Origin of the sequence: Sphingomonas sp., from assembly GCF_032114135.1 — a bacterium.
In the GTDB taxonomy this organism is placed as follows: Bacteria; Pseudomonadota; Alphaproteobacteria; order Sphingomonadales; family Sphingomonadaceae; genus Sphingomonas.
Genome location: NZ_DAMCTA010000004.1, coordinates 78101 through 101103 on the forward strand (window position 1 = coordinate 78101; position 23003 = coordinate 101103).

The window sequence follows — 23003 nt, forward strand, 5'->3', positions numbered from 1 at the left end:
GGTCCCCGATGCGTGCCCCCCGCCTGTTCCTCGCCGCCGCCGCACTCGCCGGGGTGAGCAGCCTGCCCTTCGCCACCCCGCTGCGCGCGCAGGAAAAGGCGGCGGCGAAGCCCCTCTATCCGCCGATCCGCACCACCCCGGTGCGGGTGGGCGCCTTCCTGCTCGAACTGCGCAGCGACACCGGCACGCTGGCCCGGCTGTCGCCGGCTACGGAGCCCGCGTTCGACTTCGTGCCCGGCGGCCGCGAAGCCGAACGCCAGGGCGACGGCTTCAACCATATCGGCGACCTCAACCTTCGCCTGCGTATGGCGGGCGGGGCATGGCAGGACTTCGCCTCGGCGCGCATCCGCAAGCCGATCCGGCCCCTCCTCCTCACCCCCGGCGTGTTCGCCGCGGCGGACATCACCGCGAGCATGGGCGAGGGGCTGCCGCTCCGCATCGAGCGGCGCTGGGTGGACGTGGCGGGCGTACCGGTGCTGCGATTCCGCATCGTCAACACGTCCAGCGCGCCGGTCGAGATCGGCGGGCTCGGCATGCCGATGGTATTCGACAACGTCATCCGCGATCGCACGCTGGAGACAGCGCACGCCCAGGCGAGCTTCGTCGATCCCTATATCGGCCGCGATGCCGGCTATCTCCAGGTCACACGGCTGAACGGCAAGGGCCCGGCGCTGCTGGTGCTGCCCGACGGCCGCACCCCGCTGGAGAATTACGCGCCGCTCAAGAACCCGAGCGAACCCGGCGCGATCTTCACCGACAAGAGTCCGCGCAGCCAGGTCTCGGAAGGCTTTTACGACTGGACGGTCGCCTCCAAGGGCTTTGTCGAGCAGGAATGGCGCATGGCGGGCGAACAGTGGAATCCGCCGACCAGCTTTACCCTCGCGCCGGGGGAAGTCCGCGACGTGGGCGTGCGGCTGGCGCAGGCGCCGTCGATCCGCGGCATCCAGTCCGCGCTTGTCGCGCAGGGCAGGCCGGTGGCGCTGGGCGTGCCCGGCTATGTCGTGCCGAACGACCTCGAAGCATCGCTCTTCCTGAAATATGCGCAGCCCGTGGCCAAGCTGGACGTATCCCCCGCCGGCGCGATGACGGTCACCCCCGCCGGGGTGGTGAACGGCTGGCGGCGCTATGCCGTCCGGGGCACCGGCTGGGGCCGCGCGCGCCTCACCATCACCTATGCCGATGGCAGCGTGCAGACGGTCCAGTATTTCGTCACCAAGCCGCTCGAGCAGACCATGGCCGATCTCGGCCGCTTCGCGACGACCAAGCAGTGGTTCGACGATGCCAAGGACCCGTTCGGCCGGGCCCCCGCGATCCTCAGCTACGACCATGAAGCGGGCAAGATCCTCACCCAGGAACCGCGCGTGTGGATCGCGGGCATGAGCGACGAGGGCGGTGCCGGCGGCTGGATCGCGGCGATCATGAAGCAGCTCGACAATCCCGACGCGGCCGAGATCGAGAAGCTGGAGACGCTGGTCGACAAGACGATCTTCGGCAAACTCCAGGTCGCGAACGGCGAGCGTATTGGCGCGGTCAAGAAGAGCCTGTTCTACTACGATCCCGCCGCCTTCCCCGGCTTTTACGACCCGACCGACAACTGGAAGACTTGGACAAGCTGGTCGAAGAAGGACGCGGATGATCTCGGCCGCTCGTTCAACTACCCGCATGTCGCGCTCGGCTATTGGACGCTCTATCGGCTGGCGCGCAACCATCCCGGGCTGGTCACCCATCACGACTGGCGCTGGTATCTCGACCATGCCCGGATGACGATCGTCGCGATGATGCGCGATGCGCCCTACTATACCCAGTTCGGCCAGATGGAGGGCGAGGTCTTCGTCGACATCCTCGAGGATCTCAAGCGCGAGGGGATCGCCGACGGCGCCGCGCAGATCGAGGCGCTGATGAAGAGCCGCGCCGATCACTGGGCGAGCCTCGCCTATCCGTTCGGCAGCGAGATGGCGTGGGACTCGACCGGGCAGCCCGAGGTGTATTCGTGGATGCGCTATTTCGGCCACCCGAAACAGGCGGACGAGACGGTGGAGGTGATCCTTGGCTATGATCCGCTGATCCCGCACTGGGGCTATAACGGCAACGCCCGGCGCTATTGGGACTTCCTCTACGGCGGCAAATACCCGCGGATCGAGCGCCAGATCCACCATTATGGCTCGACCAACAACGCGCTGCCGCTGTTCGAAGCCTTCCGCGCCCACCCCGCCGACCTGCACCTGCTGCGCGTCGCCTACGGGGGCATGATGGGCGGCATCACCAATATCGATCGCGACGGGTTCGGCTCGGCGGCGTTCCACAGCTGGCCGGATCGGATGGCATGGGACCCGTACACCGGCGACTATGGCTCGGGCTATTTCGCCCATGCCTATAGTGCGGCGACCTATCTGGTGAAGGACCCGGTGTTCGGCTGGCTCGGCTATGGCGGCAATGTGCGCGTGGCCGCCGACGCGGTGACGATCGCACCCAAGGACGGCGCGCGCAGCCGGCTGTTCGTCGCCCCCGCCGGGCTCTGGATCACGCTGGAGGCGGGCAAGATCGCCCAGGCCCGCTACGTGCCCGCGACCGGCGTGGTGACGCTTACCCTCGATCCGCGCAGTGCGATGACGCACGATGCGCTGGTCCGCGTGGAGAAGACCATTGCCGGGCGCGGCTACCGCGTCGAAGGCGGCACGCCGGAGCGGGGCGCCACCGCACTGCCGCTCGGCGCCGGGCCGACCGAGGTCCGGCTGGTGCCCCGCGCCGGCTGACTCACGTCAGGCCGGATCGATCGCGAGCAGCAGCCGCGTCTCGCCGGTGCCGAGGATCGGCGGCGAGCGGTGGAGGATCGCCGGCACGTCGGTCGCCAGGCGTCCCTTGAAGATGGCCACGTCGCCGGTCCGCAACTGGCGGATCGGCGTGTCCGCCGCGTCGGGGCCGCAGCGCCACTGGGTGCCCTGCCCCACCAAGGTGCAGAGCAGTCGCGCCGCAACATAATCGGCGTGGAACTTGCGGCAGGCGTCGGTCTCGATCACTTCCAGCCGCACCGTCACCGCGTCCAGCTTCAACGCGTCTGCGAAGTGCCGCGCGAGCCCGACGATCTCGTCGCACAAGGCCGTGCCCCGCGCACCATAGGGATAGCCTGCCGCTGCCAGACCGTCGGCGATGGTCACCGGCAGCATCTCGACCTGGCTGGTCAGCTCGCAATCGTCGATCGCGCTCCAGTCGAGACTGCCCAGCCAGTCGAGCGCCGCGGGGAAGCGTCGATGCCAGACGGCGAGGTGCACATAGGGTTGCGCGGCGGCTTCCAGCACGGCGGGCTCGCAGCGTTCAATGGCGAGCGCCGGGGAAACCGCCCCCCGGTCCGGAACGTCCAACGCCAAGCTTGCCTGCGCCACCATCTTCTCGCCCTTGCATGATACACTGTATCATTCTCTTGCCGCGATCGAGGCGCGGCGCAAGCGAGGGTGCGACGAACGGAGGCGGTGGCGGCGATCAGAAGCGGGACAGGGTGAACCGGTCGACGTCCAGCGCCCCGCCCGCGGCCCCCGGGTTGAAGCAGGACAGCGCGAACTGAACCCCCTGGAAGGTGCCGGTCCGCCAGTCATATACCAGGGGGACGGTGCCGCCGAGCGAGGTGAAGCTGCGGCCGTCCTCGCTGTACGAGAGCAGCGCGGTCGCCGCGGTGAAGTCCATCTCGGTGCGCAGCCACAGCCGCGGCGCGTTGGTCGGGATCGCGGCGACGCGGATCTCGGTCTTGGGCCCCGAGGTGGTGGACTCGGTCACCCGCATCGACAGCGCGCGGCTGCCGTCCGGCTGGCCGACCACGGCGATCGCCGCGCTATACTTGCCGAAGGTGCCGAAGCCGCACACGTCGCCCGGCCGGATGCCGGCGGGATCCACCACGACTTCCCCGCGCGAGCGCAGCGCCTGGCCCTTCTGCACCAGCGTGTTGCGCGCCCACCAGAGCTGATCCGCCTGCACTGCGCGCAGCCGTAGCCAGCCGCGCCGCGCGGTGAGCGACCAATAGGGGTCGAGCGGATTGTGGTTCCACTGCCATTGGCGGCCGAGCGTCGTCGAGGTGAAGTCGTCCGACGTCGGCGGTTCCAGGAAGCGACCGCCCTGGATCGGCTTGCGCGCGCGATCGGGCACGCGGCCGGGCTGCTCGGGCGTGCCCCAGACCGGCCAGCCATCCTGCCAGAAGACCGGGCTGATATTGGTGACGCGGCCGATCGGGCCGGAATCGCGCATGACGAAGCCGACGTCCCGGCCGTCCGCCAGATCGACCAGCGCGCCCTGGTGGCCGCCGGTGGTATCGTCGATCTGCGGCTTGGTCTCCCACGGCCCATCGAGCTTGCGCGCCCGCGAGACGGTGAGCGCCAGCTTGTTGGGGATCGAATTGAACAGATAATACCAGCCGTTCCGCTTGAGCAGCTTCGACCCTTCCGCGCCCTTGTTGTAGTAGATCACCCGGCTGGCGGTGATCTTCGACGCGGTCTTGTCGAGCGTGTGCAGCGTGATCGTGCCGTTGGTGCCGATCGAGGTGGCGAGATAGACCTGCCCGTCCTCGTCGAAGAACAGCGCCGGATCGAAGGCGGCGCGGTCCAGCGTGGCATAGGTCCAAGGGCCGCGCGGATCCCGCGCGCGATATATGCGCGTGTTCTGCCGGATCGGCGTGACCGCCAGATAGTACATGCCGGCATGGTAGCGCAGGCTCGGCGCATAGACGCCGGCGCGATAGGAGCCGCCGTCCTTCAGGTCGAACTCGGCGGCGCCGTTGAGCCGCGGGATGACGTGGCTGAGGATGTTCCAGTTCACCAGGTCGCGGGAGTGTAGGATGGTGAGCCCCGGCACATTGGCGAAGGTGGTGCTGGCGAAATAGAAGTCCTTGCCCACCCGGATGATGTCGGGATCGGGATAGTCGGCGTTGAGCGGCGGATTGTGATAGGTCCCGTCGCCCTGGTCCGAGCGCCAGACCTGGGCGGAAGTGGCAACCGGCAGCAGCGCGGCGGCGACGGTCGCGAGGAGGAAGCGCCGCATCACTGTGCCATCGGCCCGATGATCGTGCCGACGAACCCGCTGGCCTCGTGGGTGCTGAGGAAGCGCGCGTCGAGGTTGCGCTTGAGGGTGCCCTTGGTGGCGCCGCTCGCATAGTCGAACGCCATGGTGCCGCCGGTGATCCGCAGGGTGAGCGTCACCGGCGCGGTGCCGGGCAGCGGGGTCGAGGCGACCAGCTGCTCGTCGCCCTTGGCGCGGGTATAGAGCCCCAGCGTCCGCGTGCCGCCGCTGTTGGTGAGGCCGAAGAAGAGATAGTGAAGGTCGCTCTGCACCGCCGCGAGCCCGGCGCGCTGGCCCGCCTTGGCGGGGGCATAGCGCACCGTCACGCTCACCGTGGCATTGGCATGCTGCTGGCGGCGTCCGACGAAGCCGGGCACTTGATTAAGGTCGCCGAGCGGCGCGGGCTTGGTGATCACCAGTTCGCCGCGCTCGACCTTGTAGAAGGGCGTCTCGGGCGTGCGGATGCCGACCCATTGCATCGACAGCGTGTTGCCGGCGAAGCGGTCGACATAGCTGAAGTCGCCGCTGGTCGGCAGCGCGGGCGCGGGCTGCGCGGGCAGATTGGGTGCCTTGACCACCATCGGTACCGGCTTGCCGTGGGGCAGGATCATCGGCCAGCCGTCCGTCCAGGTCACCGGCAGCAGGAAGGTCTCGCGGCCGGTGTTGTAGAAGTCGTCGGCATAGGGGCGCACGCCGAGGAAGGTCGCCCACCAGTCGCCCTTCTGGGTCTGCACCAGCGTGGCATGGCCGGTGGAGGTGACCGGGTTCGGACGATTGGGGTCGAGGTCGCGCTGGGTCAGGATCGGGTTGCCCGCGAAGGGCACATAGGGCCCGAGCAGCTCCTTGGAGCGGAACACCACCTGCGAATGGTTGACGCTGGTCCCGCCCTCGGCAGCGGTGAGATAGTACCAGCCATCCTTCTTGAAGACGTGCGGTCCTTCGATCCAAACCGGCTTCTTGCCGATGTCGACGCCGCCGTTGATCAGCTGGGTGCTAGGGCCGACCATCTTGCCCGCGCGCCAGTCATATTCCTGGATCCAGATCGCGCGGTGGCCTTCGTAGCGCGGGGTCTCGTCGGGGGCGCGGTTGTTGACGATATAAGCCTTGTCGCCTTCCCAGGTGATCGAGGGATCGATGCCCTCGAACGGCAGCCAGATCGGATCGGACCAGGGACCGCGCGGGTCCTTGGCGGTGATCACGAAATTGCCTTTGCAGCCAACACAGGTGTTGACGATGTAATAGGTGCCGGCGTGGTACGAGATGTCCGGCGCGAACACCGCCTGCGAGGTGCGCATGCCCGTGAAATCGAGCTGGCCCGGCCGGTCGATCGCGTTGGCGATCTGGGTCCAGTGGACCAGGTCCTTCGAATGGAAGATCGGCAGCCCCGGATAATGGGCGAAGGACGAGAGGACGAGATAATAGTCCTCGCCGACGCGGGTGACCGACGGGTCCGGATAATAGCCCGAGAGGATCGGGTTGCGATATTCGCCGGGGCCGGGCTTTGCCGATTCCATCGCATGGCCGGTATAGCGGAAGTCGCTGAACCAGGCGGGCGCCTGGGCGAGCGCGGGCGCAGCGCTCGCGCCCAGCAGCACCGCGGCAGCGGCGATCGTCGAAATCTTCATGGCATCCCCTCGCATCCGCTTTGGCGGCATCGACTTTCCGACCGAGGGCAGCCCGCGCCAGCCTTCGGTAGCGCTACCATATCGCGGCCGGCGCGGATGACCAGCCTCCACGTTGCGCCTAGACGCGTGTATAGCAGCCGGAACGCCAGCGGCGCTGTACCGTTCGGCTGTCATGGTCTCCCCCGCCGATGCCGAGCGCCTCAAGCGCGCCGCTGCCGCCGCCGCGGTGGAAGAGGTGCAGGACCGCATGGTCGTCGGCCTCGGCACCGGCAGCACCGCGGCGCATGTTGTGCAGCTGCTGGCCCCGCGCGTGGCGGCCGGGCTTGACATCACCGCCATCGCGACCTCGCGCGCCACTGAAGCTGCGGCACGCGCTGCCGGCATCCGCCTGGCGGCGCCCGATGACCTGACGGCAATCGACCTGTGTATCGACGGCGTCGACGAGATCGACCGCCGGCTCCGCGCGATCAAGGGCGGCGGCGGGGCGATGCTGCTCGAGAAGATCGTCGCCACGCTCGCCCGCCGCAACATTGCCATTGCCGACGCCTCGAAGCGAGTCGAGCGGCTCAGCGCCCGCGCGGTCCCGATCGAGATATTGCCGGCCGCGCAGGGGCTCGTCGCGGCGGAGATAGTGCGCCTCGGCGGCTCGGCCGAGCTGCGCGTGCGCGACGGGGATCCGTGGGTGACCGACTGGGGGCATCACATCCTCGACGCCCGCTTCGCGGACCTCGACGACTCGGCAGCCATAGCCGACGCTCTCTCGGCCATCCCCGGCGCGCTCGGGCACGGCCTGTTCCTCACCGAGATCGACGCGCTCTACGTCGCCGCGAGCGACGGAGTGAGCCGGCAGGAGCGGCCGATAGATGAATAAGATTGCAGCCATTTGCGAACCCACCCGTTGCATCGCGACGAACGGAGTTGCCTGATCCATGTCCGACCTCGACCCCAAGATCCACGAAGACGGCTCGCCCGATCGCCTGGCGATCGACACCATCCGCACGCTCAGCATGGACGCGGTGCAGAAGGCGAACAGCGGCCACCCCGGCACGCCGATGGCGCTGGCGCCGGTGGTCCACACGCTGTGGAGCCAGTTCCTCCGCTATGATCCCGCAGCCCCCGACTGGCCCAATCGCGACCGTTTCGTCCTGTCGGTCGGCCATGCCTCGATGCTGCTCTATTCGGTGCTGCACCTTGCCGGCGTGCGCGAGATCGATGCCGATGGCCAGCCGACCGGCAAGCCGGCGGTGAGCCTCGACGACATCAAGCAGTTCCGCCAGCTCTCGTCCAAGACCCCCGGGCATCCCGAATATCGGATGACTACCGGCGTCGAGACCACCACCGGCCCGCTCGGCCAAGGCTGCGGCAATTCGGTGGGCATGGCGATCGCCGAGCGCGCGCTTGCCGCCCGCTACAATCGCGACGGCTTCGACCTGTTCGACCATGACGTCTATGTCCTATGCGGGGACGGCGACATGATGGAGGGCGTGTCCGGCGAGGCCGCCTCGATCGCCGGGCACCTCAAACTCTCGAATCTCTGCTGGATCTACGACAGCAACCATATCTCGATCGAGGGCAGCACCGATCTCGCCTTCGACGAGGATGTCGGCCAGCGCTTCCAGGCCTATGGCTGGAACGTGCTGCATGTCGATGATGCTAATGACACCGTCGCGCTCGCCGAGGCGATCGCCACCTTCCGCGCGACCAGCGACGCGCCGACCTTCATCGTAGTCCATTCGGTGATCGGCTGGGGATCGCCCCGCGCCGGCAGCGAGAAGGCGCATGGCGAGGCGCTGGGCGAGGACAATGTCCGCGCGACCAAAAAAGCCTATGGCTGGCCCGAGGACGCGCAGTTCCTCGTCCCCGAGGGCGTAGCCGACCGCTTCGGCGCGGCGGTCGCGGATCGTGGCAAGCCGGCACGCGAGGCTTGGGAGCAGCTGTTCGCCCGCTACCGCGAGGCGTTCCCCCAGGAAGCCGCCGAGATCGACGAGCTCCGCCGCGGCAAACTCCACAATGGCTGGCAGCAGGCCCTGCCGAGCTTCGACACCGACGCCAAGGGCCTCGCCTCGCGCGACAGCAGCGGCAAGGTGATCAACGCGGTCGCCCCGCACCTCCCTGCGCTGCTCGGCGGCGCGGCGGACCTGTCGCCCTCGACCAAGACCGACATCAAGGGTGCGGACTCGTTCGAAGCCAATAACTATGGCGGCAAGAACCTGCATTTCGGCGTGCGCGAACATGCGATGGGCTCGATCGCCAACGGCATGGCGCTGAGCTATCTGCGCCCCTACACCGCGACCTTCCTCGTGTTCGCCGATTACATGCGCGCGCCGATCCGCCTCGCGGCGATCATGGAGCTGCCGGTGGTCTTCGTGTTCACGCATGATTCCATCGGCGTCGGCGAGGATGGGCCGACCCACCAGCCGATCGAGCATCTCGCCACGCTGCGCGCAATCCCCGGCCTCGACACCATCCGCCCCGGCGACGCCAACGAAGTCGCGGTCGCCTGGAAGGTCGCGCTCGAGCACAGCCATGAGCCCACTGCGCTGATCCTTTCTCGCCAGGCGATTCCGACGCTCGACCGCAGCAAATATGCCTCGGCCGATGGTGTCGCGCGCGGCGGCTATGTGCTCGCCGATGCCGAGGGCGGCGATCCGCAGGTGATCCTGATCGGCACCGGGTCGGAGCTGCCGATGGTCGTCGAAGCGCATGAGCGGCTGACCGCAGAGGGCGTGCGCTCGCGCGTCGTCTCGCTGCCGAGCTGGTATCTCTTCGAGAAGCAGGACCGCGCCTATCGCGAGTCCGTGCTGCCGCCGGACGTGACGGCGCGCGTCGCGGTTGAGCAGGCCGGGTCGATGGGCTGGGATCGCTATGTCACCAGCCACGGCGCCACCATCACCATGTCGACGTTCGGCGCCTCCGCCCCGCTCGCCAAGCTGCAGGAGAAATACGGCTTCACCGTTGACAATGTCATGAAGGTCGCGCGCGACGTGCTGGAGCAAGCCAAATGAGCGCGGACAGCAAGCTCCAGCAGCTTCACGCAGCCGGACAGGCCGCGTGGCTCGATTTCGTCGACCGCAGCTTCCTGCGCGACGGCGGCCTGCGCAAGCTGATCGAGCAGGACGGCCTGACCGGGGTTACCTCCAACCCGTCGATCTTCGAAAAGGCGATGGGGCATGGCGACGCCTATGACGAGGGCTTCAACCGCTTCCTCGGCACCGGCGACGCCAGCGTGGCCGATGTGTACGAGAGCCAGGCGATCGGCGACATCAAGGCCGCCGCCGCCGATCTCCGTCCGGTCTATGACCGGCTGGGCGGCCGCGACGGCTATGTCAGCCTGGAAGTCTCGCCCTATCTCGCCAACGGCACCGAGACGACGATCGAGGAGGCGCGCCGGCTCTGGGCCCATGTCGACGAGCCCAATCTGATGGTGAAGGTCCCCGGCACCCAGGCCGGCGCCCCCGCGATCCGCCAACTGATCGAGGACGGGATCAACATCAACGTGACGCTGCTCTTCTCGCAGGAGAGCTACCAGGCGGTGGCCGAAGCCTATCTTGCGGGCTTGGAAGCACGCGTCGCGCAGGGCGATCCGATCGATCGGATCGCGAGCGTCGCGAGTTTCTTCGTCAGCCGGATCGATATCCAGATCGACAAGAAAATCGACGCGCGGGTGGCCGAAGGCGATCCCGAAAGCGACGCGCTGAAGGCGCTGCGCGGCAAAGTCGCCATCGCCAATGCCAAGCGCGCCTATGCCTGGTATCTGGAGATGATCGCCAGCCCCCGCTGGCAGGCGCTCGCCGCCAAGGGGGCGATGCCGCAGCGGCTGCTCTGGGCCTCTACCGGCGTGAAGGACCCGGCCTATCCCGACACGCTGTACATCGACACGCTGATCGGGCCCGACACGGTCAACACCATGCCGCCCAAGACGATGGACGCGTTTCGCGACCATGGCACGGTGGCGGAGACGCTGACCGATGGCCTGGACGAAGCGCGCCACGTGCTGGTGGAAGCCGATCGGCTGGGCCTCGGCCTCGATGACATCACCCGCGCGCTGGTGCTCGACGGCGTGCAGCAGTTCGGCGACGCCGCCGATGCGCTGCTCGGGGCGGTGGCTGCCAAGCGCACCGCGCATCTCGGCAAGCGGCTGAACGGCTTCGCAGCGCAATTGCCCGAAGCGCTGGAAAAGGCCGTCGAGGATCGCGTGGCGACCGCCCGCGCCGACGCCTGGTCGCGCCGGTTGTGGGCGGGCGACGCGACGCTGTGGAGCGGCGGCGACGAAGCCAAATGGCTCGGCTGGCTCCCCGCCGCGCGCGGCGAGCAGGTCGACATGGCCGCGCTCCAGCAATTGACGCAACAGGCCAAGCAGTTCCGCGACGTGGTGCTGCTCGGCATGGGCGGATCGAGCCTCGGGCCGGAGGTGCTGGCGCAGATCCTCGGCAATGCCTCGGGCAGCCCTAAGCTGCATGTGCTCGACACCACCGATCCCGGCCAGATCGCCGCGGTGCAGGCGCAGATCGATCCGGCCGAGACGCTGTTCATCGTCTCGTCCAAGTCCGGCTCGACGCTGGAACCCGAACTGCTGCGCGCCTATTTCTTCGAGGCGAGCGGCCGCAAGGGCGCGCATTTCGTCGCGGTGACCGATCCCGGCTCCAAGCTCGAAGCCACGGCGCGCGACGACGACTTCCGCGCCACCTTCCCTGGCGATCCCGCGATCGGCGGCCGCTATTCGGTGCTGTCGGTGTTCGGCATGGTCCCCGCTGCGGCGATGGGCCTCGACGTGCCGGGCTTCTTCGAGGCCACCCAGCCGATGGTCCATTCCTGCGGCGCAGACGTGCCGCCGGCCGCCAATCCCGGCGTCCGCCTCGGCGTGGTGCTGGGCGAGGCTGCCAAGGCCGGCCGCGACAAGCTGACCATCCTCGCCGAACCGCCGCTCGCCCCGCTCGGCGCCTGGCTCGAACAGTTGCTCGCCGAATCCACCGGCAAGCAGGGCAAGGGCATCGTCCCCGTCGACCTCGAGCCGCTCGGCGCGCCCGAGGCCTATGGCAACGACAGGGTGTTCGTGCAGTTCGCGCTGGCGGGCGCCGGGGGCAGCGCCGATACCGAGAAGCTCGACGCCCTCGCCGCCGCGGGGCACCCGGTAGTACGGATCACGCTCGATACCCCGCGGCTGATCGGGCAGGAATTCTTCCGCTGGGAAGTCGCAACGGCCATCGCCGGCGCGGTGATCGGCATCGACCCGTTCGACCAGCCCGATGTCGAGGACGCCAAGGTCGCGACGCGCACGCTGGTCGACGCCTATGAAGCCTCGGGCGCGCTCGATCCCGAGCAGCCGATCGCCGAGAATGCCGATTTCGCGCTCTATGCGAGCAAGGGCCAGTCGCTCTCCGGCAGCCCCGCCAGCCCGCTCGCCGATCATTTCGCCGCGCTGGTCTCCGGCGACTATGCCGGTTTCCTCGCCTATATCGAGCGCAACGATGCCGACACCGCGGCGCTGACCGCAATGCGCGTCGCGGTGCGCGATGCGAAGCGGGTAGCGACCGTCGCCGGCTTCGGCCCGCGCTTCCTGCATTCTACGGGGCAGGCCTATAAGGGCGGCCCGGCGGGCGGCGTTTTCCTCACCATCACCCGCGACCCCGATCCGGACCTCGACGTGCCCGGCCGCAAGGCCAGCTTCGGCACCGTCCAGATCGCCCAGGCCCGCGGCGACACCGATGTCCTCGCCGAGCGCGGGCGCCGGGTGCTGCGCGTCCATTTGAAGCGCGGCGGCGGCGGGATAGAGGCGCTGACAACGGCCGTGCTCGCGGCCCTTTGAGAACGACGAAAGGAATAGTGCGGATGCGTCTTGCGATGATCGGCCTCGGCCGGATGGGTGCGGGGATCGGACGCCGGCTGATGGAGCACGGTCATGAGATCGTGGCGTTTGACCGGAGCAGCGAAGCGGTGGACGCCATGGCCAAGGATGGCGCGACGCCTGCCAGCTCGCTCGAGGACGTCGTCGCCAACATGGCCGCACCGCGCATCTTCTGGGTGATGCTGCCCGCCGGCGAGCCGACCGAGACCACGGTGGAGGCGCTGATGGCCGCCGCCGAACCCGGCGACATCATCATCGACGGCGGCAACAGCTTCTACAAGGACGATATCCGTCGCGCCAAGGCCGCGGCCGGACGGGGGCTACACTATGTCGATGTCGGCACCTCGGGAGGCGTATGGGGCCTCAGCCGCGGCTTCTGCATGATGATCGGCGGCGAGAAGGAGGTGGTCGATCTGCTCGATCCGATCTTCGACGCGCTGGCCCCGGGCTTGGGCACCATCCCCCGCACCGCCGAGCGCGCCGACCGTGAGGGCTTCGATCCGCGCGCCGAAAAGGGCTATATCCATTGCGGCCCCGCCGGCTCGGGTCACTTCGTCAAGATGGTGCATAACGGCATCGAATACGGCCTGATGCAGGCCTATGCCGAGGGCTTTGACGTGCTGAAGAGCAAGGCGTCCGATCAGCTGCCCGAGGACGAGCGGTTCGCCCTCAACCTGACCGACATTGCCGAGGTGTGGCGCCGCGGTTCAGTGATTTCTTCCTGGCTGCTCGACCTGTCCGCCCAGGCGCTGGCCAAGGACGGCATGCTCGAAAACTACAGCGGCAAGGTTGCTGATTCGGGCGAAGGTCGCTGGACGATCGACGCGGCCATGGAAGAAGCGGTGCCCGTCCATGTCCTGACAGCCGCGCTGTTCGCGCGCTATCGCAGCCGCGTCGAGAACACGTTCGGCGACAAACTGCTCTCGGCGATGCGCTTCGGCTTTGGCGGGCATGTCGAGATGCCGCAATGAGCGATGCGCCACGGGCGCCCGCCGCCACGCTGGTGATCTTCGGCGCGATGGGCGACCTCGCCAGCCGGCTGCTGATGCCGGCGCTCGTTCATCTCGAGCGCGACGGGCTACTCGACGGCGAGACCAGGCTGCTCGGCATCAGCCATGGCGAGGGCGATGATGCAGGCCTGCGCGAAAAGCTGAAGAGCTTCGTCGAAGGCGATGAAGATGCCTGGGAGCGCTGGGAGCACCGCATCACCTATCTTCGCGGCGATTTCGGCGACGATGCGCTCTATGCGACGCTCAAGGCGCGGCTCCACGGCAATGCGGTCTTCTACCTCGCCACTGCGCCCAACTTCTTCGGCCCGATCGGCGAGAAGCTCGGCACCAGCGGCCTGCTCGACGAAGGCGACGGTTTCCGCCGCCTCGTCGTCGAGAAGCCGTTCGGCGCCGACCTGGCATCGGCGCAGGCGCTCAATGCCAAGCTGCTCGGCCATGCCGAGGAGACGCAGATCTACCGGATCGATCATTTCCTCGGCAAGGAAACGGTACAGAACATCACCGTTGCCCGCTTCGGGAACGCGCTGACCGAGGCGGTGTGGAACAACCGCTATGTCGACCATGTCGAGATCACCGCGGCCGAGACGGTGTCGGTCGGCAGCCGCGGCAAATTCTATGACGAAACCGGCGCGCTGCGCGACATGGTGCCCAACCACCTGTTCCAGCTGCTGGCGCTGGTCGCGATGGAGCCGCCGAACAGCTTCGACGCCGAGGCGCTGCGTACCGAAAAGTCGAAGGCGATCGCTGCTGTGCGGCCAATCCGGCCCGAGGATGCCGTGCGAGGCCGCTATCTGGCAGGCACCGCCGGCGGCAAGGACGTTCCGACCTATCGCGACACGCCCGACGTGACGCCCGACAGCAACACCGAGACCTATGTCGCGCTGAAGGTGGCCGTCGAAACATGGCGTTGGCACGGCGTTCCCTTCTACCTGCGCACCGGCAAGGCGCTGACCGCGCGTGATACCGAGATCGTCATCCACTTCCGCGCCGTGCCCCCGCTGATGTTTCGCGACACGCCGGCCGAGGCGCTGCCGCCGAACCGGCTGATCCTGCAGATCCAACCGGGCGAGGCATTGAAGCTCGAAATGTCGGTCAAGCGGCCCGGTCCGGTGATCGAGACGGTACCGGCCTGTCTCAGCTTCGCCTATGCCGATGCCTTCGATCTCGGCCACCGCACCGGTTACGAGACCTTGCTCTACGACGTGCTGATCGGCGACCAGAGCCTGTTCCAGCGCGCCGACCAGATCGAGGGCGGCTGGCGCGCGGTGCAGCCGCTGCTCGACGCCTGGCGCAGCGGCGAACCCGACGACTATCCCGCCGGCAGCACCGGCCCCGCCTCCGCCGACGCGCTGCTCGCGCGCGACGGCCGCAACTGGCACGAGATCGAATGAACCTGCGCCTCTTCCTCTCCGACGTCGACGGCACGCTGGTACGGCCCGACAAGACCCTCGGCGGACCCGTCGTGGCGGCGGTGCAGCGGCTGGTCGCGGCGGGCGTGCCCGTCTCGATCATCAGCGCCCGCCCGCCGAGCGGGCTGCTGTGGATCGCCGAGCGGCTGGGGCTCACCACCCCGATCGGCGCGTTCAATGGCGGCACCATCGTGCGGCCCGACGGCACGGTGCTGTCGGCGACGCATCTCGATCCGGAGGTCGCCGCACGCACGCTTGCGCTGGTCGACCGTCCGGGGGTGATCCGCTGGGTCTTCGCCAAGGGCCAATGGTATGCCGATCGGCTGGACGATGATTATACGGCGCGTGAGTGCGTCACCTCGGCGCAGGAGCCGGTCGTCTGCACCGATTTCACGCCGCTGCTCGACGTGATCGACAAGGTCGTGGCGGTGTCTTCCGATCACGAGATGCTCGCCGGGCTGGAAACCGACGTCGCGGCGGCGCTGGGCGACGGGGCCGAGGTCGCGCGCTCGCAGCCTTATTATCTCGACGTGACGGCCCCGAGCGCGAACAAGGGCGACGGCATCGCCGCGCTGGCGGCGACGCTGGACGTGCCGCTCAGCGACGTCGCGGTGATCGGCGATCAGTATAACGACCTGCCGATGTTCCGGCGCGCCGGGTTGTCGATCGCGATGGGCCAGGGTCCGGAGGACGTCCGCAAGGCGGCGATGCACGTGACCGGCGGCAACGATGCCGACGGCGTCGCCCAGGCGATCGAGACGATCCTGCTGCCGCTGCTGGACGCCTAACCGGAGTCCCGCTCGAGGAGCGCCAGCGTCGCCGGGTCGCGGGTGCCGCCGAACCAGCGATCGAGCGCGGCGGCGAAGAGCGGGCCCGCCCCGGCAGCTTCGAACAGGGTCAGCGACGAGCGCAGCTTGATCGCATCGATCTCGCCGAACACGCCCTCCGCGGTGCCGCTGGTCAGGTCCTGCAGCGCCGAGACGCTGTCGCGCAGCCGGGCGCCGAGCAGCGGATGCTGGATATAGGCGCGCGCCTCGGCCAGCGAGGCGATGGCGTAGCGTTGCGCCGTCGCGCTTCGGCCGAGCCCGGCAACCTGCGGGAAAATGTACCACATCCAGTGGCTGCGCTTGGCGCCGCGGCGGATCTCGGCGAGCGCCGTTTCGTAGCTCCCCTCCTGCGCGGCGACGAATCGGTCGAGGTCGTGCGGATCGCTCATTCGGGCCACCCTAACCGGTTTTGCCGCGAAGCGCGCTCAGATATGCGAGGAACATGTCCGCCATCGCGTCGGACCAGGCGACGATTTCCGCTTCGCTGCGCGGGGTCGCGGAGAAGCTGGCACCGACCTGGCTCATCGTCGTCTTGATCAGGTCGCCCGCCAGATGGCGATCGGCCTCGGGAAGGTCCGGCAGCGCTTCCGCGACAAAGACGCGGTAGACGCGCGCCGCATCGCCCTTGGCCGCCACCGCTTCGGGTGCGTCGCGGTAGAGCGGCGCGGCGTCGGCCAGCGCGAGGCGGATCGCCGCCTCCTCGCATTCGGAGCGAACGAACGCATGGACCAGCTGGCGCAGGCGCTCCGGCGGGGGCACGTCGTGCTGCTCCAGGATCCCCGAGAGGAGCGCCGTGGTCCGGCGCCATTCGTCCGCCTGCAGCCGGAACAGGATCGCGGCCTTGTTGGGGAAATATTGGTAGAGCGAGCCGACGCTCACGCCCGCCCGCTCGGCGACTCGCGCGGTGGTGAAACGCTGCGCGCCCTCCGCCATCAAAACCTGAACAGCGGCTTCGAGCACTGCCTCGATCAGCTCGGTCGCGCGCTGTTGTTTCGGGCGCTTCCGCGCGTGAATCGGCGGCGTTCGGGCGGCGGCCATGCGTGTCCTTGGCAATGCGAATAGGCGAAGCTGACGAATTAGTCGTATTTTGGCGGTGCCGGCAAGTTCCCGCCGAGTACCGGAGCACCCCCATGACCAATACGCTGACCAGCGCCCCCGTGGCGCCCCTAATCGCGCGTCTGTTTGCCGAGGCCGAGGCGAATCCGCCCGCGCTCGCCCCCGCCTTCGCCGGTATCAGCGGCGAGGAGCAGCGCCGCCTGCTGCGCAGCAAGACCGACTATACCGAACTCTACGCCCGGCTCGGCGACTTCGCCTTGCCGGTCTCTCCCGCCGTCGGCACCCTGCTCTACATGCTGGGCCGCGCCACCAAGGCGCACACCATCGTCGAGTTCGGTACCTCGTTCGGAATCTCGACGCTCCATCTTGCAGCGGCACTGCGCGACAATGGCGGCGGGCGGCTGATCGCGACCGAGTTCGAACCCTCCAAGATCGCACGTGCCAGGGCCAATCTCGCCGAAGCTGGCCTCGCCGACCTGGTCGATTTCCGCGAAGGTGATGCGTTGCAAACGCTGACCGTCGACCTGCCCGACACGATCGACCTGGTCCTGCTCGATGGCGCAAAGGCGCTCTATGCCGATATTCTCGACCTGCTCGAACCGCGGCTGCGCCCCGGCGCGATCCTGATCGCCGACAATGTCGATCATTGTCCGGATTATCTCGAGCGGGTGAGCAAGGTTGCGGGCGGCTATATGTCGATGCCGTTCAACGACGAGGTCGAGCTGTCCATCCGGCTGCGCTGACCCGCGAAAAGGCCTTGCAGTCCAGGCCCTTCGCTGTCGTTATCATGAGCATGCTGGTGTTCATGGACTTCGAAGCCTCGTCGCTGGGCAAGCACAGCTACCCGATCGAGGTGGCATGGGTGTTCGAGGACGGCCGGTCGGAAGCCCATCTTATCCGCCCCGCTCCCGACTGGGACGACTGGGACCCCGCTGCCGAGGCGATCCACCACATTCCCCGCGCAACGCTGCTCGCCGAGGGGGAGCCGCACGATGCGGTGGCGCAGCGACTGGTCGAGGTGCTGACCGGCCACGATTTGCTGGCCAGCGCGCCGAGCTGGGACGGCAAGTGGCTGAGCACGCTGCTCCGCGCCGCCGGGCTGCCCCGCCACAGCCTGCGCCTGCGGGACACCGAAGCTGCGGGGCGCGAAGCGGCCCGCGCGGTGCTCGACGGCCACGTGCCGCCAGCGCTGCTCGACGCCACGATCGAGGACCTGCTGGTCCATGCCGTCATGCAGGATCGCGGACCCCCCGCGCACCGCGCGCTCGCCGACGCGCAGGAGGAGCGCGATCGCTGGCTCGCCGTTCGCGCGGCCGCCGCGGCGCATGTTGCGGGAGACCAGGCATGATCCGCGTCCCGCTCCTCCTCGCCGGCGCGCTGGTGGCGATGGCGACAGCCGCCGCGATCGCCACGCCGCCGCAGGAAACCGTCGCCGCACCGCTCCACGGCCGCCTGGAGGGCCCGTTCGAGCTACACTCGCGGGTCTATCCTGGCACGGTACGGCGTTACTGGGTCTATGTCCCCGCCGGCTATGATCCGGCGCGGCCGCCCAACCTGCTCCTGTTCCAGGACGGCCAGCGCGCGACCAATCCCAACGGTTCGCTCAAGGTGCCCGCGATGCTCGATGCGCTGATCGCGCAGGGCGCCATTCCCCAGACGCTCGGCGTGTTCGTCACCCCCGGCAACCGATCGGCGCACTATCCCGACACGCTCGGCATGCAGAACCCCGACCACCGGGTCGAGGAATATGACGCGCTGTCCGACGCCTACGCCCGGATGACGCTTGACGAGCTGCTCCCCGCCGTCGCGCAGCGCTGGCGCTTCTCCGCCGATCCGAGGCGCCGTGCGGTCGGCGGCACCTCCAGCGGTGCCATCGCCTCCTGGACCCTTGCCTGGCGCCACCCCGAGGCGTTCGGCAACGTGATCAGCTGCATCGGCAGCTACACCTCGATCGGCCTCACCCTTGATGCGGCGGGCCAGCCGCGAACCTATGGCGGCGATGTCTATCCGGGGCTGATCCGCAAGAGTCCGATCCGTCCGCTTCGCATTTTCCTCCAAGACGGCCGCGACGATCTCGACAACGAGCATGGCAACTGGTTCCTCGCCAACCAGCAGATGCTCAAGAGCCTCGAATGGGCCAATGCCCATGCCGATTCGGAGAAGCGGCCGGGGCCGCGCTACGACGTGCGCCATGCATGGACCGACGGAGGGCATTCGGATGCCGATGGCGGCGCGTTGCTTCCCGACGTGCTACGCTGGATTTGGCGCGATCAGCCGCCAGCATTGCCCCGGTAGATCGTTCGGTCAGCGGCAACGGCCTGGAGTCGGCGCACCGCCTGCCTATTTGCGCACCGACCGGCGTCGCGCTGCGGCGTTAGAACAGGCCATCGTCCGCATCGTCTTCGGATATCGTCCCCGCCGGCGGAGCTGATCCGTCTGGTGGCGCGGCAATGGAAAAGGCGCGGTGCACCTCCCGCTCGCGCGCCATGGTATAACAGCGGGCAAGCTGGTCGATCATCGGCAGGAGGATCGCGGCGCTCTTCTCGTCGGGATCGCTGCACGGGGCCGCCAGCAACGACAGATGGTCCGCCGCCCTGCGCAGTTCCTCGCCACATTCGGCGTCGCAGTCGATCGTCCGGCTGGTCGTCTCGATGATGCCGCGGACGGACGCGGCGTGCGCGTCGAGACCCTCCATGCCCTCGCGCATCCGCACGGCACCGTCGTGGATGCAGGCCAGCGAAGCGGCGAGCGCTTCGGCAGGGTCTACCCCCGTCGCTGCATCTGGATCGCGCAAGGCGGCCACCGCCGCGACCAGCGTTTCCACCGACGCGCGGATCGCCCCGACACGTTCGCCAGGGTGGTGGCGAAGCCGCGAATCTCGGACGCCACCATCGCCAGCGCCTTGCCCTCGTCTCCGAGACGGTGACAGCGAAGATCGGTGTTCCACGCCATCAGATGCACGTCGTCGTTGACGCGGTGGACGATCCGCAACCGCGCCGCCAGCCGCTCTGCGCTCGCGGAGGTCGACGCGCCGAGGCGCTGGGCGCGCGCGTCGGCATCGCGCAGCTTGATGGTCACGCTATGTACCTCCGCCACGCTCTGCTCGATCCCGGCAAGAAAAGCGGCCTTGTCTTGCCCTGGCTGTACCTGCGCGCCCTCCGCCTTGATCTGCAGCAGCGCAGCCGTGTCGGGCGCGATGCCGGACAGATTATCGGCAAGTCGCAGCGACTCGCGCTGAAAGTCTGAGATGGTGTCGCCTGCCTGCGCGGCGAGCAACGCCAGGACATGACCGCTCGCAAGCAGCATCGGCGCGGGATCGGCGGGATCCCCCGTCTGCCGCAGATCGATGACCGCGCGCAATCCGGCGGCGATATGTTCGAGCCGCTGGCGGGTAATGTCGCCGATCTGCATCGCGCCGATCGCCACGCCCACCTTCGCGCGAATGTCGCGCGCGACTTCTGCGATGCTGCTATTTGTAGATGCGGATCTTCGTAAATGGATTCCACACGCAACAATTTGTTCGACGCACCATACGCCGACTAAGTTGGGTAATCTGCGTATATACTCTTGCCTATAACCGGCCGCGAAAAACAGTTCGTCGCTACGTCCGACAGCGAATATGCGACGCCTGAGGAAAATCTGCAGATCGCACAGGCGCTTGCCTTCAGAATCTGACAGCTACCGAGCGCTGGACAGGGCCGTCTCCCCCGTCTCCTGTTAGAATTGACAAAATGATTTATTTATCAGACCAAGAGGTGCGCCGGAGCGAACCGTCACATTCCAAAGAATGGGCGTGTTCCAGACAAAAGCGCGAGGAGAGGCCTGGGGTTATGATCGACACCTGCTGGAAGACTGCCGCGCGTACGGGTATCTTGTGCGTCGGTACCGCCGCTTGGCTCGCGTCCACGCACCTCGCGCAGGCGCAAACCCAGGCTCCAGCCGACCGCGCCAATCCGCTGGTCGGCACCGCCCCGCTCGACCGTCCGGAATGGATCGGCAATGCGCCGCCAGCGGGCGAGCCGCTCTATTCGGGCATGACCTCACCGGGCGCGCGACTGCCGCACAGTTCGGTCGAGGCCGCGCCGGTCAACGTCAATGTGGAGCTGAGCTATCCCTGGGGTGTCCCCACCCCCTATTATTACACCAACCCGACGATGATTGGCTTCACCGGCGGCGGCGGCCCGACCTACGGCGCCCGCGCCCAGCCGATCCTCATGCCGGTGGTCGGCGACTGGACGGTGCCGCCGGTGTATACCCAGGCGTATTACGACAAGGCACGGGAAACCGCTGCGCCCGGCTATTATTCGGTCTTCCTCAACAGCTTTCAGACCAGGGCCGAGCTGACCGCGACGCAGTGGACCAGCCTGATGCGGTTCACCTTCCCCGAGACCAGGCGCGCGCACCTGATCCTCAACCTTTCGGGGCACGGCGGCACGGTGGAGATCCTCGGCGATCATATCGTGCGCGGCATGGCGGCCGGCCCGCGCGAGGAGGATGTGCGCGACGGGCGCTATTTCGTCGCCGAATTCTCCAAGAACTTCTCCACCCATGGCACCTTCCGCAAGGCGCCCGGCACCAGTCGCGGCTATGGGATTGGCGACAAGGACGTCCAGCCCGGCGCCGACCGGATGGAGGGCCAATTTGCCGGCGCCTATCTCGACTTCGCCACCCGCAAGGGCGAGGCCGTGCTGGTCAAAATCGCGCACGGCACCAGCTATGCCGAGGCCGAGCAGCGGCTGCGCGCCGAGAACACCGGATGGGATTTCGACGGCGTGCGGGCCAAGGCACGCGCGGCCTGGGCCGGGCTGCTCGATCGGGTGCAGGTGAGCGGCGGCACGCCCAAGCAGCAGATGCTGTTCTACTCCACGCTGTTCCAGTCCTTCGCCAGCCCACGGCTGGTTGCGCGCAAGGGCGAGCGGTTCACCGACACCAAGGGCCAGGTGCGGACCGCCACCTATGACCGCTACGGCCCGGTGCCCTTCTGGGATACCGGCCGCAACCAGATCGTGCTGCTGGAGCTGATGGAGCCCGAGGTGGTGCAGGACATTATGCGCTCCGAGCTCGACATGGCGCGCGAGCGCGGCTTCATGAACACCTCGTTCCACGGCGACAATGCCGTGTTCCTATACCTGGGCGCAATGCAGCGCGGCATTGCCTTCGACTATGCGGCCGCGTACGAATATCTCCGCCGGAACGCCACCGATCCCAAGGGCCCGCGCGACTATCTCGCGGAATATGACCGGCAGGGCTGGATCGCCGACGAGGTCCCGCCGGGCAACCCCAGCCCGCCTTACGCGGGGGGCAAGGCGGGCGCGGCGACGACGCTCGAATATGCATGGGACGATGCCGCGATGGCCGATCTCGCCGCGCGGCTCGGTCACAAGGATGATGCCGCGCGCTTCGCTAGGCGCGCGCTGAACTATCGCAACGTGTTCGATCCCGCGATCGGCTTCGTCCGCGGCCGGACCGCGGACGGCAAGTGGATCACGCCCTTCGATCCGGCCGAGCCCTATTACAACTTCATGATGAAAGAGGCCTCGGGCTGGTCGACCCTCTGGCTGGCGCCGCAGGACGTGCAGGGCATGATCACCGAGCTCGGCGGCCGCGCCGCGTTCAACGCCAAGCTCGATGCCTTCTTCACGACGCCCTACGCCCCCAAGGGCATCTGCCGCGACTGCACCGGCATGATCGGCCAGTTCGTCCAGGGCAACCAGCCCGACCAGCACGCCCCCTATCTCTACGCCTGGAGCGGCCAGCCGTGGAAGACGCAGGCGCTGGTGCGCCAGGTGCTCGAGCAGCTCTATGGCAGCGATGCGAGCGGCTATGGCTATCCGGGCATGGACGACCAGGGCGCGACCTCGTCCTGGTATGTGATGAGCGCGCTGGGCTTCTATCCCGTCGATCCGTCGAGCGACGTCTATGTCCTCGGGAGCCCGATCTTCGATCGCGCGACGCTGAAGATGGGCAACGGGAAGGTGCTGGAGATCGTCGCCCGCAACAACTCGGCGGCCAATCGCTACATTCAGTCGGCGACGCTGAACGGCCGCGCCTGGAGCAAGCCCTGGTTCCGCCATGCCGATGTCGCCAGCGGCGCGCGGCTGGTGCTGACCATGGGCCCCAAGCCCAACACCGCCTGGGGCAGCAGCCCCGCCGACGCCCCGCCCTCGCTCTCGCGCCCTTGAGGAGTCGCC

The 23003-nt window shown here is 68.0% G+C and carries 18 protein-coding genes; 11 read left to right on the plus strand and 7 right to left on the minus strand.

Features of this window, described 5'->3' with window-relative positions; translation table 11 throughout:
- The first annotated feature begins 8 nt into the window (after positions 1-8).
- Positions 9-2753: a DUF5695 domain-containing protein gene (locus RT655_RS17635; protein WP_313539329.1), complete on the plus strand. Its 2745-nt coding sequence runs from the start codon at positions 9-11 to the stop codon at positions 2751-2753.
- A 6-nt stretch (positions 2754-2759) separates the two neighbouring features.
- Here the strand turns inward: RT655_RS17635 and RT655_RS17640 are convergent, their stop codons facing one another.
- The 3 genes from RT655_RS17640 to RT655_RS17650 all read right to left on the minus strand — a co-directional run bounded on the left by RT655_RS17640 (position 2760) and on the right by RT655_RS17650 (position 6665).
- On the minus strand, positions 2760-3365 hold the full coding sequence (locus RT655_RS17640) for a DUF1826 domain-containing protein (protein ID WP_313539332.1): 606 nt from the start codon (positions 3363-3365) through the stop codon (positions 2760-2762).
- A 112-nt stretch (positions 3366-3477) separates the two neighbouring features.
- Positions 3478-5022, minus strand: a complete 1545-nt coding sequence (locus tag RT655_RS17645; RefSeq protein WP_313539335.1) for a glycoside hydrolase 43 family protein — start codon at positions 5020-5022, stop codon at positions 3478-3480.
- Positions 5022-6665, minus strand: a complete 1644-nt coding sequence (locus RT655_RS17650) for a glycoside hydrolase family 43 protein (protein ID WP_313539338.1) — start codon at positions 6663-6665, stop codon at positions 5022-5024. Before RT655_RS17650 ends, RT655_RS17645 begins: the two co-directional genes overlap by 1 nt.
- Positions 6666-6837: 172 nt before the next feature.
- On the opposite strand from RT655_RS17650, the gene rpiA reads away from it, so the two are divergent.
- The 6 genes from rpiA to RT655_RS17680 are packed head-to-tail and all read left to right on the plus strand — an operon-like array spanning position 6838 to position 15717.
- Positions 6838-7536 carry a ribose-5-phosphate isomerase RpiA gene (rpiA, locus tag RT655_RS17655; RefSeq protein WP_313539341.1) on the plus strand — a complete coding sequence of 233 codons (699 nt, stop codon included), beginning with the start codon at positions 6838-6840 and terminating at the stop codon, positions 7534-7536.
- Positions 7537-7594: 58 nt separating this feature from the next.
- Positions 7595-9670, plus strand: coding sequence for a transketolase (tkt, locus tag RT655_RS17660; protein ID WP_313539344.1), 2076 nt, complete (start codon positions 7595-7597; stop codon positions 9668-9670).
- Positions 9667-12471: a bifunctional transaldolase/phosoglucose isomerase gene (locus tag RT655_RS17665; protein WP_313539347.1), complete on the plus strand. Its 2805-nt coding sequence runs from the start codon at positions 9667-9669 to the stop codon at positions 12469-12471. The genes tkt and RT655_RS17665 overlap by 4 nt, the downstream gene beginning before the upstream one ends.
- A 23-nt stretch (positions 12472-12494) precedes the next feature.
- Entirely contained in the window at positions 12495-13481 is a 987-nt protein-coding gene (gnd, locus tag RT655_RS17670; protein ID WP_313539350.1) for a phosphogluconate dehydrogenase (NAD(+)-dependent, decarboxylating), read from the plus strand.
- Positions 13478-14911 carry a glucose-6-phosphate dehydrogenase gene (gene zwf, locus RT655_RS17675; protein ID WP_313539353.1) on the plus strand — a complete coding sequence of 478 codons (1434 nt, stop codon included), beginning with the start codon at positions 13478-13480 and terminating at the stop codon, positions 14909-14911. The genes gnd and zwf overlap by 4 nt, the downstream gene beginning before the upstream one ends.
- On the plus strand, positions 14908-15717 hold the full coding sequence (locus RT655_RS17680; protein WP_313539356.1) for a Cof-type HAD-IIB family hydrolase: 810 nt from the start codon (positions 14908-14910) through the stop codon (positions 15715-15717). The genes zwf and RT655_RS17680 overlap by 4 nt, the downstream gene beginning before the upstream one ends.
- On the opposite strand, the gene RT655_RS17685 is transcribed toward RT655_RS17680, so the two are convergent.
- Positions 15714-16145 (minus strand): DUF1810 domain-containing protein, encoded by a 432-nt coding sequence (locus tag RT655_RS17685; RefSeq protein ID WP_313539359.1) that lies wholly within the window; start codon positions 16143-16145, stop codon positions 15714-15716. The two genes, RT655_RS17680 and RT655_RS17685, sit on opposite strands and share 4 nt — an antisense overlap.
- 10 nt (positions 16146-16155) lie before the next feature.
- Positions 16156-16794, minus strand: coding sequence for a TetR family transcriptional regulator (locus RT655_RS17690; RefSeq protein WP_313539362.1), 639 nt, complete (start codon positions 16792-16794; stop codon positions 16156-16158).
- 92 nt (positions 16795-16886) lie between these two features.
- Here RT655_RS17690 and RT655_RS17695 point away from each other — a divergent pair, with 92 nt between their 5' ends.
- The 3 genes from RT655_RS17695 to RT655_RS17705 are packed head-to-tail and all read left to right on the plus strand — an operon-like array spanning position 16887 to position 19107.
- Complete coding sequence (locus RT655_RS17695) at positions 16887-17555, plus strand: class I SAM-dependent methyltransferase (protein WP_313539365.1); 669 nt, start codon at positions 16887-16889, stop codon at positions 17553-17555.
- Positions 17556-17599: 44 nt separating this feature from the next.
- Positions 17600-18160, plus strand: a complete 561-nt coding sequence (locus RT655_RS17700) for a transcriptional regulator (protein WP_313539368.1) — start codon at positions 17600-17602, stop codon at positions 18158-18160.
- Entirely contained in the window at positions 18157-19107 is a 951-nt protein-coding gene (locus RT655_RS17705; protein ID WP_313539371.1) for an alpha/beta hydrolase, read from the plus strand. The genes RT655_RS17700 and RT655_RS17705 overlap by 4 nt, the downstream gene beginning before the upstream one ends.
- A gap of 79 nt (positions 19108-19186) precedes the next feature.
- Here RT655_RS17705 and RT655_RS17710 read toward each other — a convergent pair whose 3' ends face one another.
- Complete coding sequence (locus RT655_RS17710; RefSeq protein WP_313539374.1) at positions 19187-19636, minus strand: hypothetical protein; 450 nt, start codon at positions 19634-19636, stop codon at positions 19187-19189.
- Positions 19576-20238 carry a hypothetical protein gene (locus tag RT655_RS17715; protein WP_313539377.1) on the minus strand — a complete coding sequence of 221 codons (663 nt, stop codon included), beginning with the start codon at positions 20236-20238 and terminating at the stop codon, positions 19576-19578. Before RT655_RS17715 ends, RT655_RS17710 begins: the two co-directional genes overlap by 61 nt.
- A gap of 404 nt (positions 20239-20642) precedes the next feature.
- Between RT655_RS17715 and RT655_RS17720 the strand changes: the two genes are divergently transcribed.
- Complete coding sequence (locus RT655_RS17720) at positions 20643-22994, plus strand: GH92 family glycosyl hydrolase (RefSeq protein WP_313539379.1); 2352 nt, start codon at positions 20643-20645, stop codon at positions 22992-22994.
- The last annotated feature ends 9 nt before the right edge of the window (positions 22995-23003 follow it).

Bases quoted from the DNA above. Each gene is read 5' to 3' on its own strand.
- RT655_RS17635 (WP_313539329.1), top strand. From the start codon at position 9: ATGCGTGCCCCCCGCCTGTTCCTCGCCGCCGCCGCACTCGCCGGGGTG.
- RT655_RS17645 (WP_313539335.1), bottom strand. From the start codon at position 5,022: ATGCGGCGCTTCCTCCTCGCGACCGTCGCCGCCGCGCTGCTGCCGGTT.
- RT655_RS17650 (WP_313539338.1), bottom strand. From the start codon at position 6,665: ATGAAGATTTCGACGATCGCCGCTGCCGCGGTGCTGCTGGGCGCGAGC.
- rpiA (WP_313539341.1), top strand. From the start codon at position 6,838: ATGGTCTCCCCCGCCGATGCCGAGCGCCTCAAGCGCGCCGCTGCCGCC.
- tkt (WP_313539344.1), top strand. From the start codon at position 7,595: ATGTCCGACCTCGACCCCAAGATCCACGAAGACGGCTCGCCCGATCGC.
- RT655_RS17665 (WP_313539347.1), top strand. From the start codon at position 9,667: ATGAGCGCGGACAGCAAGCTCCAGCAGCTTCACGCAGCCGGACAGGCC.
- gnd (WP_313539350.1), top strand. From the start codon at position 12,495: ATGCGTCTTGCGATGATCGGCCTCGGCCGGATGGGTGCGGGGATCGGA.
- zwf (WP_313539353.1), top strand. From the start codon at position 13,478: ATGAGCGATGCGCCACGGGCGCCCGCCGCCACGCTGGTGATCTTCGGC.
- RT655_RS17680 (WP_313539356.1), top strand. From the start codon at position 14,908: ATGAACCTGCGCCTCTTCCTCTCCGACGTCGACGGCACGCTGGTACGG.
- RT655_RS17685 (WP_313539359.1), bottom strand. From the start codon at position 16,145: ATGAGCGATCCGCACGACCTCGACCGATTCGTCGCCGCGCAGGAGGGG.
- RT655_RS17690 (WP_313539362.1), bottom strand. From the start codon at position 16,794: ATGGCCGCCGCCCGAACGCCGCCGATTCACGCGCGGAAGCGCCCGAAA.
- RT655_RS17695 (WP_313539365.1), top strand. From the start codon at position 16,887: ATGACCAATACGCTGACCAGCGCCCCCGTGGCGCCCCTAATCGCGCGT.
- RT655_RS17700 (WP_313539368.1), top strand. From the start codon at position 17,600: ATGAGCATGCTGGTGTTCATGGACTTCGAAGCCTCGTCGCTGGGCAAG.
- RT655_RS17705 (WP_313539371.1), top strand. From the start codon at position 18,157: ATGATCCGCGTCCCGCTCCTCCTCGCCGGCGCGCTGGTGGCGATGGCG.
- RT655_RS17720 (WP_313539379.1), top strand. From the start codon at position 20,643: ATGATCGACACCTGCTGGAAGACTGCCGCGCGTACGGGTATCTTGTGC.